General features: G+C 38.3%; 17 protein-coding genes. 10 read left to right on the top strand and 7 right to left on the bottom strand.

Going from position 1 to position 18,516, the window contains the following annotated elements:
• Positions 1-14: 14 nt before the first annotated feature.
• Positions 15-233 carry a membrane protein YhzF gene (gene yhzF / locus MMB69_RS27345; RefSeq protein ID WP_481861929.1) on the top strand — a complete coding sequence of 73 codons (219 nt, stop codon included), beginning with the start codon at positions 15-17 and terminating at the stop codon, positions 231-233.
• Between the two features lie 257 nt (positions 234-490).
• Here yhzF and MMB69_RS24305 read toward each other — a convergent pair whose 3' ends face one another.
• On the bottom strand, positions 491-1,021 hold the full coding sequence (locus MMB69_RS24305) for a tryptophan transporter (protein WP_221785146.1): 531 nt from the start codon (positions 1,019-1,021) through the stop codon (positions 491-493).
• 124 nt (positions 1,022-1,145) lie between these two features.
• Complete coding sequence (serC, locus tag MMB69_RS24300; protein ID WP_050689474.1) at positions 1,146-2,243, bottom strand: 3-phosphoserine/phosphohydroxythreonine transaminase; 1,098 nt, start codon at positions 2,241-2,243, stop codon at positions 1,146-1,148.
• Between the two features lie 253 nt (positions 2,244-2,496).
• Between serC and MMB69_RS24295 the strand changes: the two genes are divergently transcribed.
• The 3 genes from MMB69_RS24295 to MMB69_RS24285 all read left to right on the top strand — a co-directional run bounded on the left by MMB69_RS24295 (position 2,497) and on the right by MMB69_RS24285 (position 5,711).
• Complete coding sequence (locus tag MMB69_RS24295) at positions 2,497-3,051, top strand: PadR family transcriptional regulator (protein WP_025752934.1); 555 nt, start codon at positions 2,497-2,499, stop codon at positions 3,049-3,051.
• A 17-nt stretch (positions 3,052-3,068) separates the two neighbouring features.
• Entirely contained in the window at positions 3,069-3,512 is a 444-nt protein-coding gene (locus tag MMB69_RS24290; RefSeq protein ID WP_195695444.1) for a GNAT family N-acetyltransferase, read from the top strand.
• A 303-nt stretch (positions 3,513-3,815) separates the two neighbouring features.
• Positions 3,816-5,711 carry an acyltransferase family protein gene (locus MMB69_RS24285; RefSeq protein WP_221785145.1) on the top strand — a complete coding sequence of 632 codons (1,896 nt, stop codon included), beginning with the start codon at positions 3,816-3,818 and terminating at the stop codon, positions 5,709-5,711.
• Between the two features lie 102 nt (positions 5,712-5,813).
• Here MMB69_RS24285 and MMB69_RS24280 read toward each other — a convergent pair whose 3' ends face one another.
• On the bottom strand, positions 5,814-6,248 hold the full coding sequence (locus tag MMB69_RS24280) for an HIT family protein (protein ID WP_014461670.1): 435 nt from the start codon (positions 6,246-6,248) through the stop codon (positions 5,814-5,816).
• A gap of 690 nt (positions 6,249-6,938) precedes the next feature.
• Here MMB69_RS24280 and MMB69_RS24275 point away from each other — a divergent pair.
• Together MMB69_RS24275 and MMB69_RS24270 are read left to right on the top strand one after the other, a co-directional pair.
• On the top strand, positions 6,939-7,682 hold the full coding sequence (locus MMB69_RS24275) for an ABC transporter ATP-binding protein (RefSeq protein WP_013055321.1): 744 nt from the start codon (positions 6,939-6,941) through the stop codon (positions 7,680-7,682).
• Complete coding sequence (locus MMB69_RS24270) at positions 7,675-8,880, top strand: ABC transporter permease (RefSeq protein ID WP_277448548.1); 1,206 nt, start codon at positions 7,675-7,677, stop codon at positions 8,878-8,880. The genes MMB69_RS24275 and MMB69_RS24270 overlap by 8 nt, the downstream gene beginning before the upstream one ends.
• 37 nt (positions 8,881-8,917) lie before the next feature.
• Here the strand turns inward: MMB69_RS24270 and MMB69_RS24265 are convergent, their stop codons facing one another.
• Together MMB69_RS24265 and MMB69_RS24260 are read right to left on the bottom strand one after the other, a co-directional pair.
• Positions 8,918-9,637 (bottom strand): EcsC family protein, encoded by a 720-nt coding sequence (locus MMB69_RS24265; protein ID WP_264408869.1) that lies wholly within the window; start codon positions 9,635-9,637, stop codon positions 8,918-8,920.
• Between the two features lie 113 nt (positions 9,638-9,750).
• On the bottom strand, positions 9,751-10,959 hold the full coding sequence (locus MMB69_RS24260) for a M20 family metallopeptidase (RefSeq protein ID WP_277448547.1): 1,209 nt from the start codon (positions 10,957-10,959) through the stop codon (positions 9,751-9,753).
• A 224-nt stretch (positions 10,960-11,183) separates the two neighbouring features.
• On the opposite strand from MMB69_RS24260, the gene MMB69_RS24255 reads away from it, so the two are divergent.
• On the top strand, positions 11,184-11,849 hold the full coding sequence (locus MMB69_RS24255; RefSeq protein WP_264408870.1) for a phosphatase PAP2 family protein: 666 nt from the start codon (positions 11,184-11,186) through the stop codon (positions 11,847-11,849).
• 46 nt (positions 11,850-11,895) lie between these two features.
• Here MMB69_RS24255 and MMB69_RS24250 read toward each other — a convergent pair whose 3' ends face one another.
• Positions 11,896-13,284 (bottom strand): hypothetical protein, encoded by a 1,389-nt coding sequence (locus MMB69_RS24250; RefSeq protein ID WP_047931562.1) that lies wholly within the window; start codon positions 13,282-13,284, stop codon positions 11,896-11,898.
• A gap of 83 nt (positions 13,285-13,367) precedes the next feature.
• On the bottom strand, positions 13,368-13,874 hold the full coding sequence (locus tag MMB69_RS24245; protein WP_013055327.1) for an antibiotic biosynthesis monooxygenase family protein: 507 nt from the start codon (positions 13,872-13,874) through the stop codon (positions 13,368-13,370).
• 185 nt (positions 13,875-14,059) lie between these two features.
• Between MMB69_RS24245 and MMB69_RS24240 the strand changes: the two genes are divergently transcribed.
• The 3 genes from MMB69_RS24240 to hemH all read left to right on the top strand — a co-directional run bounded on the left by MMB69_RS24240 (position 14,060) and on the right by hemH (position 18,459).
• Entirely contained in the window at positions 14,060-16,189 is a 2,130-nt protein-coding gene (locus tag MMB69_RS24240) for a transglycosylase domain-containing protein (RefSeq protein WP_277448546.1), read from the top strand.
• A 196-nt stretch (positions 16,190-16,385) separates the two neighbouring features.
• A complete protein-coding gene (hemE, locus tag MMB69_RS24235; RefSeq protein ID WP_013055329.1) occupies positions 16,386-17,429 on the top strand; it encodes a uroporphyrinogen decarboxylase in 1,044 nt (347 codons plus the stop codon).
• Between the two features lie 97 nt (positions 17,430-17,526).
• Positions 17,527-18,459, top strand: coding sequence for a ferrochelatase (hemH, locus tag MMB69_RS24230; RefSeq protein WP_013055330.1), 933 nt, complete (start codon positions 17,527-17,529; stop codon positions 18,457-18,459).
• The last annotated feature ends 57 nt before the right edge of the window (positions 18,460-18,516 follow it).

Below are 18,516 nucleotides of genomic sequence, written 5' to 3'. Positions count from 1 at the left end.
AAAAAATAGCATAGATTTATACAAAAGAAGGAGGTTATCAACATGGGGTAGCTTTATTCATTCTTTTGGTGATTAGCCTGAGTTTTTTTCTGGCTGCCTTTAAATGGTTTACCCTTACGACTAGAACGGCATCATATCCACCTAAACATGTGCTGAAACAAAAGTCTCTTACATGTGCGACAGTGGCTTTTGCGAGTTTTTTATTGGCGCTTATACTTTATTATGTAACCTAGGATGGAGAACTTAAACCTTTATTACATAGTAAGTCTTCATACCTATTGTATGAGCTGCAAATGAAATTTAAGTGAAAAGCATTCTGTACCATTTCTTTTTTAACAAAAAGTTAAGAGCCGAACCGCAGGCTGTTTCTAAAAGATCAGCAACATACTATAAATGAATCGTTTTATCTAAAGGTCCGCCACGCTTTGGCGGGCCTTAGCTTTTGGTGTAAAAAAAGAGCCTGATTCTTAATTAAATCAGGCTCTTGACGTTACGATAATTTTGCTTTGATACTTGTGCGTTTTAGAACGGATTGAACAATTGGATAAATAACGATCATAACGATTGTATTTACTACTGTTGCAGGTAATACAACCGCAGCAACAAGTGCCATGACGCTATTTCCGCCCGGTAAGCCGACGATTAGCGCGGCAGCTGACAAGAATACGGTTCCTGATACGAGCGTGCCAACAGCTGTTAAAGCAGCAGCAACTGGTGTTTTCATGCCTATTGCTTTTTTCACAAGCATAAATAATGCAAAGAAAACAAATGCTGTAATTGGTTTATCAATCAAGTTTGCAATTTGTCCGCCAGGAAAGCTTGTTGTTAAAGCGGAAATAACCGCTGTGGTTAAGCTAACCAATGCAACATTTTTTACGCTAGGAAACAACAGGATTGCTAAAAACATCATCGTTAACATCATATCTGGTTTCATTCCAAATAAAATAGGAGGTACCACCGTGTGGAGAACCGCTCCAATTCCGACTAATAACGCTAAAGAAACTAAAACCTTTGTATTCATTTCTCATCTCTCCTCTTCTAAGCTAAGCTCGAAATATACCAATAGTGCGTCTATGCCCATTGCATATATTTACATACTGATTATAACATATTTATGTGAAAAAAGGATCAGTTAATTCTGCCAATTATGCGTTTGCCTGTGCAAATTCATCCATAAAGGCGGCAAGAGCTTCACACGCTTCAAGCGGTACAGCATTGTAAATAGAAGCGCGGCATCCGCCGATTGAACGGTGTCCAGCTAATCCTACGAAGCCTTTTTCTTTTGCTTGCTGTAAAAACGCAGCCGTTAACTCATCGGTTGGTAAAGTAAACGTTACGTTCATAATTGATCGGCTTTCCTCTGTAGCGTGAGGGGTATAGAAACCATTTGAACGTTCCATGCTTGTGTAGAGTAACTTAGCTTTTTTATGATTTTGGGCTTCAATTGCTTTAACGCCACCTTGTTCTTTAATCCAATCTAAAACAAGTGAAAGCATGTAAATGCCAAACGTTGGAGGAGTGTTGTAAAGAGAGTTGCTCTTTACGTGTGTCTCATAATTCAGCATTGTTGGTAAACCTTCAGGAATACGTTTAAGTAATTCTTTCTTCAAAATGACAACCGTGACACCAGATGGTCCGAGGTTTTTCTGAGCACCAGCATAAATGAGTGAGAACTTAGATACATCAATTTGACGGCAAAGAATGTCGCTTGACATGTCGGCAATTAAGTCTACTCCTTCGATAGAAGGATAGTCAGCCCATTGTGTACCAAAAATGGTATTGTTGGACGTGATATGCAAGTACCCAATCTCTTCTTTTGGAAGCTTTACATCATCTAAAGCTGGAATAGAGCGGTAGTTCTCTTCTTTAGTAGAAGCAACAACTGCTGTTTTTCCAAGTTTCTTTGCTTCTTTTAATGCTTTTTCCGACCATGATCCCGTTAGTACATATGCACCGACTTGATCGGGAGATAAAAAGTTCATTGGAATCATAGAGAATTGCAGGCTTGCTCCGCCCTGCAGGAATAAAATTTCATGCGTATCTGGAATGTTAAGCAATTCCGTGAGTGTTTCTTTAGCATGTGTTAATACATCTTCAAACTCTTTGCTGCGGTGTGATAATTCCATCACAGACATACCCGTATTTTTAAAATTAACTAGCTCCTCTTGAGCAAGTTGTAAGACAGGTAGGGGAAGCGCAGACGGACCTGCATTAAAATTATAAGCTCTGTTTAACGTAATCACATTAATTCCTCCTCAAATTAGTTCGAACACTCATCATACAAAATGGCTAATGACTGATGTCAGAAAGAATATCATTATACTATCATGAAAACCATTGATTGTGGAGGTAACTTTTCAAAAATTTAAATTAATCTGTAAAGAGAAAATAATAGAAAAAAGATAATTAAAAAGTATACGCAAACATGTTTTGGCAAACATGTAAATGAAATGTTTATATGCTATACTGATGGAAGAAATAATGTGGAGGAACAGAATGAGAGTATTAAAATATGCCATATTAGGGCTCTTAGATCAGAAGGAGCTCAGCGGGTATGACATTACCAGACTTTTTAAAGAAGAGGTCGGTAATTTTTGGAGTGCTAAGCACAGCCAGATTTATCCTGAGTTAAAGCGATTAACAGAAGAGGGATTTATTCGCTATGAAACCGTGATTCAAGGCAAGAAATTAGAAAAAAAGATGTATTCGATAACGGAAGAAGGAAGAGCCGAGTTAAGCAAGTGGCTCACTACGATTGATCCTATTCCTGAAACAACTAAAGATGAATTTATGTTAAAAGCTTATTTTGCTTCATCCATGTCAATAGAAGAGTTAAAGCAACAAATAGATAATCAGCTATCAAGCAGGAAAGTGAAGCTAACTTTTTTAAAGAAACGAATGGATGACCTTTTGGAACAAGTTAATCATCACATTACCGTTTCGTCTCCTCAATTTGGTCATTATTTGGTGCTATCTCGCGCTCAAGACCGGGAGACAAGCTATATCAATTGGCTTGAACGTACGCTGAATTTAATTGAAAAAGAACAATAAGAAAAGGTGAGCGGATCATGACTTGGTGCATAAAATCATTTCAAGAGCTGACAAACGATGAACTTTATGAAATTCTACAAGTTCGCACCGCTATTTTTGTTGTCGAACAGAAGTGTGCTTACTTAGAAGTAGATGGAAAAGACAAACTTGCTTATCACTTGTTCAAAAAAGAGAATGAGAAAATTATCGCATACCTTAGAGTTTTACCAAAAGGAATTAGCTATCGGGAAGCTTCTCTTGGACGCATTATTGTAGAACAAGCACAGCGCGGTACAGGTCTTGGAAGAGAACTAGTAGCAAGAGGAATTGATTTTTTAGAAAATGAGTTGCACGAGAAGACAATTAAAATTCAAGCTCAAAGCAGACTTCAAACATTTTATGAATCGTTTGGTTTTAGACCTATTTCCGATATTTATTCAGATGAAGGGCTTCCCCACCTAGATATGCTAAAGACACCTTAGAAACTTCACCAATTGTGTGAAGTTTTTCTATTTCTGAAACGGGTAAGGTGAAAGAAAGATGTTAGGCTTTAGTACTGCGCAGATAGAATCGATATGACTACTACTAAATTAGTAATTTATGAATAAGATAGATAGTGAATTTGTTTCTTTTTACTTATTCTTTGATTTTAAGTAAGTGATATATTGAAGAAAGTAATAATATTGTATATAATGATTTTTGTAACAAAAATGTAACAATTACGTAATATTCTTAATATTTATTAGGAAAGAAATTTGTTGTACATATTGCTTGGAGGCATTTTTATGAGTGCAAAAGAAAAGAAAAATAGGTATATATATAGTTTGGATGGACTTCGAGCTTTCGCTGTTATGTCTGTCATTGCCTATCACTTAGGATTTGGGTGGGCATCTGGAGGATTTCTAGGAGTTGACGTTTTCTTTGTATTATCAGGGTATTTAATTACCTCGATTTTACTCGTGCAATCTTGGGAAAATCCTTTGGGAAATTTGAAGCATTTTTGGATCAGCCGAACGAGAAGACTTCTTCCAGCTGTGTATGTGATGGTAGTATTAACTGCAGCGTGGGTTATTTTATTTAACCGGCCATTGTTAACAACGCTACGAGGCGATGCATTATCGTCTATTTTTTATATGAGTAACTGGTGGTTTATTTTTCATAAAGTTTCATATTTTGATAGTTTTGGGTCACCGTCACCATTAAAGAACTTATGGTCACTTGCTATCGAAGAGCAGTTTTATATTGTGTGGCCACTTGTTTTATTGTTGGGTTTAAAATTTATCAAAAAGAGAGGAATTCTTTCTCTATTCATTTTAGCTGGAGTAATGGCCTCCGCTATTCTAATGTCTTTTTTATATGAGCCAGGAGGAGATCCTAGCCGCATTTATTATGGAACCGATACTCGGCTGTTTGCCCTTTTAATCGGCTGTTTACTTGCATTTGTCTGGCCGATGTATCGTTTGTCATCAAAAAATCTTCCAGCCGTAGGCAAGCAAGTATTAAACGCTGTAAGTATGGTGAGTTTCTTTGTATTTATTCTCTGCGTATGGAGCGTTGATGAGTATACTCATGCATCTTTCCTTTATCAAGGTGGAATGCTGCTGATTTGTTTAAACGCTGCTGTACTGGTTGCAACGATTAGTCATCCTAGTAGTTTTTTAGGAAAAGCTCTGTCGTTTAAACCGCTTCGCTGGCTTGGTACTAGATCATACGGTATCTATTTGTGGCATTATCCGGTTATTGTTCTTACAACACCTGTATCCGAGATTGGCCGCCCGGTCTATTGGCATGCGCTGTTACAAGTAGGCCTTACATTTATCATTGCTGAACTTTCTTACCGTTACATCGAAGTACCTATCCGCACACGCGGCTTTCGCTATTATTTCCGGCACTACCATCCGAGAGAGCTTTTTAAATGGCGTAATCTCTCTCGTTCGAGACAAGCGGTTTTGGGCAGTCTCATTTTCTTTTTGGCGTTGTTTACAGCGGATATGACAAGCTTTGCTATTAGTACGCAACAAAAGGATGAAACGGCAGCAAAAGAGACAGAGGTTAAAATTCAAACGAATCATAAAGAAAATGCTTCAACTTCTGTCAAAGACAAGAACAAAGCGGATGATAAAAAAGCAGAGAACGCGGAAAAGAGTTCCGGGGAAGAAAAATCTGATGCCAAAGAAAAACAGCAGCCGCATTCTTACAGAGATGTTCTTGCGATTGGAGACTCGGTCATGCTGGATATTGCTCCTAATCTTAAAGAGATGCCGCTTAGCATTACGATTGACGGAAAAGTAGGAAGGCAGCTCAATGAAGCACTGCAGCTAACTCCTAGCTATCAAGCATTTAATAACGCGAACAGCGCAGTGATTATTGAGTTAGGAACAAACGGCTATTTTACAAACGAAGAACTTGAACAACTGGTAAAAGCTTTTTCACACGCAGACGTTTACTTAGTGAATACGCGCGTTCCTCGTTCGTGGGAAAGCACCGTGAACAAGAACTTGAAAGCTGCTTCTGAAAAGTTTGATCACGTCACGCTCGTAGATTGGTACTCAGAGGCTTCTAAGCACCCTGAATACTTTACATCAGATGGTGTCCACTTGGTACCTGAAGGATCAAGAGCATTAACAAAATTGATTGAAGAACGTATGAATTTAGAAGTTAAGGCAGAAAGTCGTTCATAATAAGTGAAAAGCCGCACGATGTTTTATATCATAAACTGATTAAACATGTGTCAAATGAATAGATAAAATAAAAAAAGCTTACATGTGTAAGCTTTTTTTGTTTCAAGAAAGGCGAGAAGAAATATTGCCAGCGATTTCTTGAAGTTTTTCAGGCGTGTATTCGCTTGTATGCTCTTTCCATACAGCACCGAATCCATCGCCTTCCCCATAGCGAGGAATAATGTGCATATGATAATGAAACACGGATTGACCAGCTTTTTCACCATTATTATTTAAGATATTTAAGCCGATTGGGCTGTATGTTTCTTTAATTGCATTTGCGATTTGAGGAACCACTTCAAACAAATTGCGCGCAATTTCCGGCGTTAGTTCGTGAATGTCTTTTTTATGTACTTTTGGAATCACCAGCGTATGACCTTTTGTTACTTGACTAATGTCTAAAAAAGCTAATACATGTTCATTTTCAAATACTTTTGCACCTGGGATTTCACCGCGAATAATTTTGCAAAAAATACAGTTTTCATCATGTGTGCTCATTATGTTCACCTTCCGTTACCAATATAAATGTATGGGTATACATGTACGTTTATTTTACCACAAAGTAGAAATGCAATCAGCAGGCAAGAAATAGCTGCTGGCATTTTATACACAAAAACGGGATGCAAACGATTATGCATCCCGTCATGTGAAGAAGGAAAAAATAGCTTTTAATGCAGCATATGATCTTTAAGGAACACCTCATTTACGTAATTGCATTGCCTAATGAAACAGTAACTTGAAAAAGTATATGCTCTTTAACAAACACCTCATTTAAGCATTGAGCTAAAAAATATACAATGTGAACGAAATCGTTCTTGGTCTTTGACAAACACCTCATTTACACAGTAATAAATGAACATTATTGTCTACCCATTATATATATTCTTACTACGTTCATGATTACCATCCCCTTATGAATCAAACATACATCGATTTACAATAAGGTTTTCTGAAATATGCCTGCTGTAGACACCTCATCCCAAATGTAAGAAGCTTTGTAATGATTAGTTGTAATCAATAACTTGTTTTCCTTCTTCCCTATATAGAATGTCCCGATATTTTGATTATATTCTGGAAAAATTAACCGAAAAAAATTGAAAACGATGTGAGGAAGAAAAAGATTTGGTACAATAGAGCAAATAGCGCTTGCGCTTGGAGACAAAAAAGAACAAATAAAAGGAGATCGTGATGGGTTCTTTATTGCAAATTAATAATATTACAGGGGGATATACAAAAACTCCCGTCTTAAAAGATGTATCGTTTGATGTAAATGCAGGTGAATTAGTTGGGTTAATCGGGTTAAACGGAGCCGGCAAAAGTACAACGATTAAACATATCATTGGATTAATGGAAGCAAAAAAAGGAAGTGTATCCATTAATAATAAAACCTTTCAACAAGACCCAACAGGTTATCGAAGTCAGTTTACGTTTATTCCAGAAACTCCTGTGCTATACGATGAATTAACATTAAAAGAACATTTAGATATGACAGCTATGGCTTATGGACTTGAGCCTCAAACATATGAAGCCCGTCTGCAGCCGCTTTTAAAAGAATTTCGTTTAGACCGGAAGTTAAAATGGTTCCCTGCGCATTTTTCAAAAGGAATGAAGCAGAAGGTTATGATTATGTGCGCTTTTTTGGTTCAGCCGTCTCTTTATATTATTGATGAACCTTTTTTAGGTTTAGACCCGCTTGGTATTCAATCTTTACTTGATTTGATGACGGATATGAAAAAGCAAGGTGCAGGCATTTTAATGTCCACACACATTTTGGCGACCGCGGAACGCTACTGCGATAAATTTGTTATTTTACATAACGGAGAAGTAAGAGCGCAAGGAACGCTTAAAGACCTTCAAGAAGAATTTCAAATGCGCAATGCTACTCTTGATGAAATTTATATTGAATTAACAAAGGAAGAAGGCTATGAGTAAGATTGATGTATTATGGAAGCAACGGTTTCAGCAGTATTTAGTGGATATAAGAAGATATACAAAATATATCTTAAATGACCACATTAAATTAGTGTTAATTTTTGCGATTGGCGGTTTGGCCTACTATTATCAACAGTGGTTGAGTACATTAACACCTGCGTTTCCTTCGGCTGTAGTCATTGCGATACTTATGGGATTGATTTTAACCATGGGTCAAATTCAAACGTTTTTAAAACGACCTGATTTAGTCTTTTTACTTCCTTTGGAGACGAAGCTGCAGCCTTATTTTAAAAAATCTTTTTGGTTTACCTTTACGATTCAGCTTTATATTTTATTATTTGCAACTGGTGCAGCAGCACCTCTTCACGTAAAAGTAATGCATGATTCTTACTCAAACGTTTTTGTGTTTTTTATGCTATTACTCATCTTGAAAGTTGTAAACTTAGGCATGTCTTGGTGGGCCGTATGGTTTGAAGAAAAGTGGGCGAAGTGGACAGATTACATCGTCAGGTTTTTCTTGAACGCAGTTTTTACGTACTTCTTATTTTCCCATGCATACGTATTGTTTACAGGAGTCGTAGCGGTGATTATGATTGCGCTAGCCATTTATTATCGCTCCCTTACAAAAAGAAAGCCGATTAAATGGGAAAATCTAATTGACTTAGAAGAAAAGCGCATGGGCTATTTTTATCGATTAGCTAATTTATTTACGGATGTTCCTCAGGTAAAAGAGCGAATTAAACGCCGTAGATATTTAGATTGGCTAGTAGCACGTATTCCATTTCGTCAAAGTGCCACTTACCATTACTTGTACACCAGAACATTTTTGCGATCAGGAGATTATTTAAGTTTGCTCGTTCGCTTAACTGTCATTGGCGGATTTTTAATTGTAGCTGCGCCGTTTCAATACGGCAATATAGTGGTTGTTTTATTTGTTGTGTACATGACGGGTTTTCAATTACTCCCGCTTTGGAAGCAGCACAAACAGATTTTATGGCTTTCTCTTTATCCAGTTGAAGCCAAAGAACGGAAAAAGGCATTTTTGGACGTATGGAAAAAAGCGCTGTATGTACAAATTCTTGTGCTCGCCATAGCGGTGGCTTTTTCTAATATAGTTGCTGCACTGCTTTCCGTGGCAGCAGGTGCTATATTTATTCACTTATTTGTAAATGCATATGTAAATAAAAAATTAACGTAAAAAAAGCTCCGAATGGAGCTTTTTTTACGTTTTTAGACTACTTTTGTGACGAAGATAATATCCGAAAGCGATAGACGTTCATCGCTACTTTTGTGAGATGATCAAGAAGCTGATAATTAGCATACGCACCTACAACAGCTCCAATTCCCGGCATCAGCTGAAACATTTTCACAACATCAATGTAATCGCGGTATTCTTGTTGAAAAGCTTTCCAATCAAGCTCAAGAAGTTCCTCTTTCTTTTCCTCCCAGTTTTCTACTACTTCGAGCAGCTTCGTTCTATGGTCATCGCTGCAAAAAGCAAGATGAAAAATATACAGCATATAAATGCGTTCTTCTTTTTCTTTTACATCAAAACCATACGTAGCGGCAATGTCAAATAAGCACTTCATTTTTATGGAAAGAAGAAGCGGGAAATCTGCTGCACCTAAAAGGAGACCGCCTGCACCAGTACCAGCTCCCTCTACAGCAGCAGTTTTTTTGTACTTAGGTATGAGCTCCAAAATTTTTTTCTCTTTTTCTTCAAACGAAAGACCGCTGACATCTCTTTTTTTAGTGGTGAAATCGGATCCAACAAGCGTGGTTTCAACCATTTTTTTTATGCTTTCAGTCATAACCTTATGGACTTTAGCAGGTATTTTTTCATTTATTTTAAGCTGTAAAGATTTTGCGGTCCGTTGAAATTTAGAAGGTCGTTTCAATATACTGAATTTCCAGTGTTCAGCTTCTTGTAACATTTTTTCTTCATACGTATTCAAAAAAGTCACCTCATTTCAGTCGATATAAATACTACGTTTTAAGTGAGAAAAAGGTTCCTGAAATAAAACAACAAGCACTCGTCTGCTTATCCGTACGAATGCTTGCTGAATGATTAATTCGCTTTTATTACGTTTTTAGAAGGAGCTTGTTCTCTTAAATACTCAACAGCAGCCGTACCAAGCGTTTTAGCTGCGATAAGCATTGCTTTTTCGTTAAAATCAAATTTAGGATGATGATGAGGATAAGGAGTATCTACACCTTCTGGCTGAGCTCCTGTAAAGAAGAACGTTCCTTTAATATGCTGCAAATAATAAGAGAAGTCTTCCCCAGTCATGTGAGGCTCCGTTTCTTCGACTGTATGAACTTCATCGATTTGAGAAGCAGCAGAAGCAAGAAAGGCCGTTTCTTCCGGGTGGTTTACGACGGAAGGATAGCCGCGCGTATAACTCAGTTCATAAGAAGCATCAGCTGTTAAGCATGTACCTTGGACGATTCGTTCGATTTCTTTTTCGACATCATTTCGTACATCTTCATTAAATGTTCTTACCGTTCCAATTAGTCGAGCAGAATCAGCAATAATATTAAATGCATTTTCCGCTACAAAAGAACCTATGCTCACAACCGCTGAATCAATTGGGTTTACACGTCTGCTTACAATTTGCTGTAAATTAACAACAAGCTGAGAGGCGATGACGATTGAATCTTTTGTTTTGTGGGGCTGTGCACCGTGTCCGCCTGCTCCTTTGATCGTAATTTCAAAGCGATCAGCAGCAGCCATAATAGGGCCCGTTCGATATTGAATCACACCAGTCGGAGTTAATGACCATAAATGTGTTCCGAATATCGCGTCTACACCGTCTAAGCATCCGTCTTCAATCATGGACTTGGCGCCTCCGGGAGCGTACTCTTCGGCGTGTTGATGAATGAAGACGATTTTACCAGGGAGAGAATCTCTTATTTCAAAAAGCGCTTTAGCAAGGACTAAAAGAGTAGCCGTATGACCATCGTGACCACAAGCATGCATCACACCCGGAACAGTTGATTGATATGGTACATCTTTTTCATCTTGAATAGGAAGGGCATCAAAGTCGGCTCTCAAAGCTACAGTAGGACCAGGGTTTCCTCCTTGAATGCTTGCTACAATACCGTTTCCTCCTACATTTGCTCGGTAAGAAATACCGATTTTATCATAAAAAGATCGAATGTAGGCAGCGGTTTGAAATTCTTTAAAAGACGGTTCTGGATACTGATGCAAATATCGGCGGATTTGAACCATTTCATCAAATTTTTCTTCAAGTAAAGTATGTAGCTTGGAATTCACGTGACCATATCCTTTCTGTATAAGTTGAATAAAGTTTTGAATTTTTTGACATTTTAATCATTATATCATTATCTATAAAAAAGAAAAGAATGTAAGCGTTGTTATTGAAAAAAGTAATTGAATCATGAAATATTTTATATACATAATAGATGCATAAGGTGAGGAATAGGGATAAAGAATGAGTTTTTTACCAATTTTCTCATGAAATAATAGGAGGTAACAATATGGTAGATTCACAAACTGTATCCCTGTACAAAAAATTGATGTGGATGTTTGGGGGGGCAGGTCTCGTTTTTTTAGGAGTGTTGTTTGTTGTGTCGACAGATTCTTTTCAAGGAGACCACTGGCTTGTTTCAGCTATAGATGACAGCACTATTCTTCAGTCAGCGTCATCTGTTTTTCATGGCTTGTCTTTTTTAGCTTCAAAAGTGATGATTATGGTTCTTTTAGCTGTACTTCTCGTTTTTTTATTTTTCAAAAAGGACTATATCGGTATGATATCGGCATTTTTACTTATTTTAAGCGGTGATATTATTAATAAAGCAGTTAAAGATGCGGTAGAACGAGGACGTCCTCTTGAAGGCATCGAAGGCTACAGTTTTCCAAGCGGCCATGCGATGATGGGAATTCTTATCTATGGTCTGATTATCTTTTTTCTCACAAAGCATATGAACAGTCAAAAGGTAGCCAAGCGGTATCAGCTTGCAATTACTTTAATCGTTTTATTAATAGGTGTGAGCCGTATTCTATTAAGAGAACATTTTTTAACAGATGTCTTAGCTGGCTACAGCTTAGGGCTTATGTGGCTTATTGTAGGCATTTTCTTCTATACGCTCGTTTATGCGTATGTAAAGCCATCAGCGGAAAAAGAGTTTCCAAAAGGCATGTAAAAATATATACATATGGCCCCCTTCATAAAAAGAAGGGGGCTTTTGTTTAAACTAAGAACATCGCGACAATTGTTGTAACGACTAATCCAATCGCTACAGGTTTTAAATTACGTCTGGCGAGTTCAAACGGACTGACTCCGCAAATCGCAGCAGCTGGAATCAACGCCCATGGAATCAACGTGCCTCCCCCAACCCAAATCGCAGCAATTTGCCCTAAAGCAGTTAGGGTGGCAGCGCCGGATCCTAAAGCAGATGCAAATAAATGAGAGACAGAGCCTACAAGTGAAATGCCTGAAAAGCCTGAACCGTCTAATCCGGTAATAGCTCCTAGAGCAGTTATCGTTACAGTGGCGACCTGTGCGGTTAACGGCACAGTGGAAGCAAGCGCAACGCCTAGGTCATTTACAAGTCCATGTGATCCTTTCGGAAGAAAGTCACCAATGATTGTTGTGAATCCAGCATCTCCTAAATAGAAAAAAGCTGCAATGGGAATAACGGGACCGAATACTTTAAAACCAAACTGCAAGCCTTCAATCAAGTAGGAAGTTGTTTGTTCGAGACCTTTTCCTTTGTGAGCAATAAGTGAAACCACCACTAAAATAAATAGGGCTGTGCCACCAACGAGAGCAGTCGCATCTCCTCCCTGTAAATGAAGGGTGAACATTGCCCATACGTCTATAGCAAAGAAAAGGGGAACTATAATGGCTAAAGCCCGGCGTATTGAAGAAGAAAGAGGTGTGGACTGTACAGAAGAACTGTTTGTTAACATTGTCGGTTGAACGTGAATTCTATTATGCTTCATATCTTGTTTTAAAAAGTAAAAAGCAGAGAGTGTCGTAACAACTCCCATCACAATGACAAGAGGGACACTTGCTTGAACCACCTCGTGAACTGGAAGACCTGCTGCGTCAGCTGTTATCTTAGGAGCAGCTTGAATAACAAAGTCTCCTGAAAGAGCAACGCCGTGGCCGAATAAATTCATCGCTACAGCTACGCCTATAGCTGGAAGCCCTACGCGGATGGCCACTGGTAAAAGCACGGCTCCAAGTAAAGCAACGGCTGGAGAAGGCCAGAAAAAATAGGAGATGGTCATCATAACTAATCCAATAACCCAATAGGCAAGAGCAGGTGTTTTAATGAGGCGAGCAAAAGGTGAAATCATCGATTCATTTATTCCTGTAGCCATTAAGACTTTACTCATAGATACAATAATTGAAATAATTAAAATGGTAGGAAGCAGTTCTGTAATGGCATAAATGAAGCTGGAAAAAACAGCGCTGACGGAGTGGCTTAACGAAGAGGTAGCCGTTAAGGAAAGCAAAAAAATCCCGAGTATACAAAGGATACTCGTATCTCGCCGCATAATCATAAAGCCGATAATGAAGGCGATAAAAAGGACATACATCCAATGAAGAGCTCCAAGCTCTATGCCCATAAAAATTCCTCCCAATAGGTGATGTAGTATACAATATGACGTTTGTGCCTATTGTGATACTCGCCTACTAGGAGGATGTTTACTTATTTAACTACGTGGTATGAGGTCACATAAGAAGGGCGAGAGAAAATCGATGGCTGCTGATCCACGCCTTCTGACGTACCGCGTTTTTTGTGTGCTTCATTATAGGCTTTTGAAGACTGCCAATCGCTAAATGAACTTTCATCTTTCCATCCTGTAAAGATAATGTATGTGTCATTTTGCAGTGGACGAAGCACACGAATAGCTGAAAAGCCTGCTTCATTTTCAATTAAACGAGCGCGTTGGCTAAATCGCTGTTCAAACAAAGGACGCCCTTCATCTGTAACTGAAATATTATTTAATACAGCAAATCCGCTATCTGCAAGATCTCCAGAAGCATCTAATACTTCATAAGCATGTCCTTCTTTAAAAATTGTATCTCCATCTGTTTCGTGGACTAGTGCAAATTGATCGTCATCTTTGTGAAGCAGTAATAAACGTTCACTCGGATGTTCGTCGATCAACTTTTGAAGGTAAGGGCCTGTTCCGTAAGTAATAAAGATCTTCATGGATTATACTTCCTTTCTAATTGGGAATTGCATACAATTTACAATTGTAAATCATACTAAAATTATAAAATTTTACACACAAAAATTCAAAAATTGTGAACTTCTAATGAAGATGGTAAAGTAAAACATTGATGAAGTTGTTTTCCATATTATCAAAAGTTTAGCGGAAGAAAAGGGGTGGCACGATGTACAAAAAAGGCTTATACGCAATTGCTGCCTTAGCTGGAATTTTTCTATTAGGATTGATTGGATATATTATCATCTTGTTTCTTGGAAACTATGTAATTGATGAGAAAAAAATCGTCATGGACTCGGCTACGAGATTAGTGGATGAAAATGGAGACGAATTAACAAAGCTCTATGTGAAAAATCGGGACTTGGTTTCAATTGACAAGATTCCAAAGCATGTGCAACAAGCATTTATTTCAATTGAAGATGTTCGTTTTTATGAACACCACGGAATTGATTTTAAATCTATTGGTCGAGCATTATACCGAGATATATTGGCTGGAGGAAGTGTTGAAGGAGGAAGCACTTTAACACAGCAGCTGGCTAAAAATGTGTTTTTATCGAATGATAAAACGTTGCTTAGAAAAACAAAAGAAGTAGTGGTGGCCATTAACCTGGAGCAGCGTTACAGTAAGCAAAAACTGCTTGAAATGTATTTGAACCAAATATACTTTGGACACGGAGCCTATGGAATCCAAGCTGCATCCAAGCTTTACTTCAATAAAGATGTCTCCGAATTAACGGTAGAAGAAGGTGCACTGCTCGCTGCACTGCCAAAAGCACCGAATTCTTATTCTCCTATTTTACATCCAGAAAAAAGTATAGAACGTAGAAATGTTGTGTTAAATGCCATGCAAAAAGCAGGTTATTTATCAGCTGAAAAAAATGTCCGTTTGCAAGGAAGAACGCTGGGGTTGAACGTAAAGGAACAGGCTAAAAACCCAGCGTATTTAACCTATATCGATATGGTTATTCAAGAAGCAGAGAAGAAATACAGCATTTCGAGCAATGAGCTTCTGCGTGGCGGTTATACGGTCAAAGTACCTATGAGTACAAAAGTACAAGAAGCCGCCTACGAGCTGATGAAAGAAAATCGTTATTTTCCAGGTACAGATAACAGTGCCCAAGGTGCTTTTGTATTAGTGGATAACAAAAGCGGAGGAGTTTTATCTGTTATGGGAGGACGAGATTATGTACAAAAATCGCTCAATCGCGTAAATGTCAAAAGACAGCCAGGTTCTACGATGAAACCTATTGCGGTATATGGCCCTGCATTAGAAGAAGGTCAATTCAAGCCTTATTCCTTGCTGCAAGACAAGCTTAGAAGCTATGGGGGATACACACCTAAAAATGTAGACGGCCAATATGCTAAAAAGGTAACGATGTACGATGCCCTAAAAGATTCTAAAAACGCAGCTGCCGTCTGGACATTGAATCAGCTAGGAGTTGAAACAAGTAAGCAGTATCTCACAAAGCTAGGAATTCCTTTAGAAGATAAAGGGCTTGCGATTGCTCTTGGAGGGTTAAAGGAAGGAATTACACCGCTTCAATTAGCAGGAGCGTACCGGGCATTTGCTGAAAACGGAGAAAACATCCAACCGTACTTTATTCAAGAAATAAAAGATCAAGACGGAAAAGTAATTGCAAAAGCTGTTCCCGACACTCACAAAGCATTTTCAAAACAAACGGCTTGGTATATGACAAAGATGCTTCAAGGAGTTGTTAAAGAAGGAACGGCAAAAAATGGAGAGTTTAAAGGAGAGTTAGCAGGAAAAACAGGGTCTACTTCGTATACGAATGTTAAAGGAGCCACAAGGGATGCTTGGTTCGTTGGATATACGCCAGATGTTGTAGGAAGCGTGTGGATGGGATATGATTCTACAAATGACCAGCATTATTTAACAAAAGGAAGTTCTTATCCGACTCTATTATTTAAAGACATTCTCAAAAGAGCTGGTTACGACGAAGCTGCATTTCAAAAGCCAGCAGGTGTTAAAGATTTGCCAAAACCAATACGCTTAGAGCAAGTTAAAGACTTAAAACAAGAATTAACATTCCACCCATTTGGTTTGCTAACGGTAAATTTATCGTGGACACCTTCACCTGATAAAAGAGCTGTTTATTATGTTTATGAGAAAAAAGGAGATAAAGCCGAAGTAATTGGCAAAGTGAAGGGAAAAGGAGCATTTGAAAAAGAGCGGGTGAATCTGCTCGACAGTCCTACTTATTATGTAGTTCCTTACAATTCCCAAACAAAACAAAAAGGAAAAAAATCTAACGAAGTAACACCTGCTCTTTTTCAATAAAATAAGGAAGAGTAGGGCGAATTTTTGACATTTTTAGCAGGTGGCTATACAAGTCGTAAAGAAATGGGTATAGTGACAAGTAGAGAATATAACGTGAAACTTTAATCAGTAGAGGAACCGGTATGTTCCTTTGCTGATTATTGTCTGTCTAATCGAAGAAAATACGGATGGAAGACAATCGAGAAAGGTGGAAATTATGAGTCAAGGAACGTTTAACGATACTTTTTTAAAAGCCTGTAGAGGGGAAAAGACGGATCATGTTCCGGTTTGGTATATGCGCCAAGCAGGGCGTTCACAGCCGGAATACCGAAAGCTAAAAGAGAAATACTCTTTATTTGAAATCACTCATCAGCCGGAGCTTGGGGCATACGTAACACGCCTGCCCGTTGAACAGTACGGAGTGGATGCAGCTATTCTATATAAAGATATAATGTCACCGCTTCCTTCAATTGGAGTGGATGTTGAGATCAAGTCAGGAATTGGTCCTGTAATCTCTAATCCAATTCAATCTTTAAGCGATGTAGAAAAACTAGGAGAAATTACGCCGGAAGAAGATGTTCCGTATGTATTAGATACAATTAAGCTGTTAACAACAGAACAGTTAAACGTACCTCTAATTGGCTTTGCGGGTGCTCCTTTTACAGTGGCAAGCTATATGATTGAAGGAGGACCTTCAAAAAATTACAATAAAACAAAAGCATTTATGTATACGGAACCTAAAGCATGGTTTGCACTAATGGATAAGTTAGCAGATATGACGATTACATATGTAAAAGCGCAAATTGACGCTGGGGCAAAAGCCATTCAAATCTTTGATTCATGGGTAGGTGCTTTAAATGTAGCGGATTATCGTTACTTTATAAAACCTGTTATGGAGCGAATTTTTACCTCTTTACGTGAAAAAAATGTACCGCTCATTATGTTTGGAGTAGGGGCAAGTCATTTGGCAAAAGAATGGCATGATCTGCCGCTGGATGTAGTGGGATTAGATTGGCGAACGCAGCTGGATGAAGCACGTGCATTAGGCTTAACAAAAACACTGCAAGGAAACTTAGATCCTGCTATTTTGTTAGCTCCATGGGAAGTTATTGAAGAACGTGTAACAGAAATATTAGATAAAGGGATGGCCAGTCCTGGTTACATCTTTAACTTGGGGCACGGCGTTTTTCCACAGGTTCAGCCGGAAACGTTGAAGCGTTTAACAACCTTTATTCATGAATATTCTGCAAATAGACAATGAATTGTCAAATAATTTGGAGCGCTAAACTTTGAATTTTTCTTTTTATTCATGGCAAAATGAAGACAAGTATTGAATCTAACAAAGAGGTGTCGAACACATGAGTAAAAAAGTAATGGGATTACTTGTAATGGCATATGGAACGCCATATAAAGAAGAAGATATTGAACGTTACTATACACATATCCGCCGCGGACGTAAACCTTCACCGGAAGCCTTAGAAGATTTACAAAACCGCTACGAAGCAATCGGGGGCATTTCACCTCTTGCAAAAATTACGCAACAGCAAATGGAAAGTCTGGAAAAGCGCTTGAATGAAGTGCAGGATGAAATTGAATTTAAAGCGTATCTTGGCTTAAAGCATATTGAACCGTTTGTTGAAGATGCAGTAGAAGCCATGCATAAAGACGGAATTAAAGAAGCGGTCAGCATTGTACTTGCACCTCACTTTTCAACGTTTAGCGTAAAATCCTATAATGGACGCGCCAAAGAAACGGCTGAAAAATTAGGAGGACCAATCATTCATTCTGTAGAAAGCTGGTACAGTGAGCCAAAGTTCATTCAGTACTGGGCTACACGTGTTAAACAAACGTTTGATTTAATAGACGAAGAGAAACGCCAAAAAGCCGTGTTGATTGTCTCTGCGCACAGCTTGCCGGAAAAAATTATTGCAGCAGGAGATCCATATCCAAATCAGCTTCAAGAAACAGCGGATTTAATTGCACAAGCCGCTGGTATTGAACATTATGAAATTGGCTGGCAAAGTGCTGGGAATACGCCAGAACCATGGATTGGTCCGGACGTACAAGATTTAACAAGAGAATTGCACGAAGAAAAAGGCTATACATCATTCGTTTATACTCCGGTTGGATTTATCGCAGATCACTTAGAAGTACTTTATGATAACGACTATGAATGCAAAGTTGTGACAGATGAAATTGGGGCTGATTATTACCGCCCTGAAATGCCCAATGCACAGCCTGAATTTATCGATGGGTTAGCTACAGTTGTTTTAAAACAGATTGCCCGTTAAGTCAATATAGATTCTTTGTACGTTGAACAGGGATGAAAAGTAAATTATAATCAATAT

The sequence above is a fragment of the Priestia sp. P5 genome, from assembly GCF_029522155.1.
GTDB lineage: Bacteria > Bacillota > Bacilli > Bacillales > Bacillaceae_H > Priestia > Priestia megaterium_E.
Note: the sequence above shows the minus strand (reverse complement) of the source record. Positions and strands in the feature narration are given on the sequence as shown.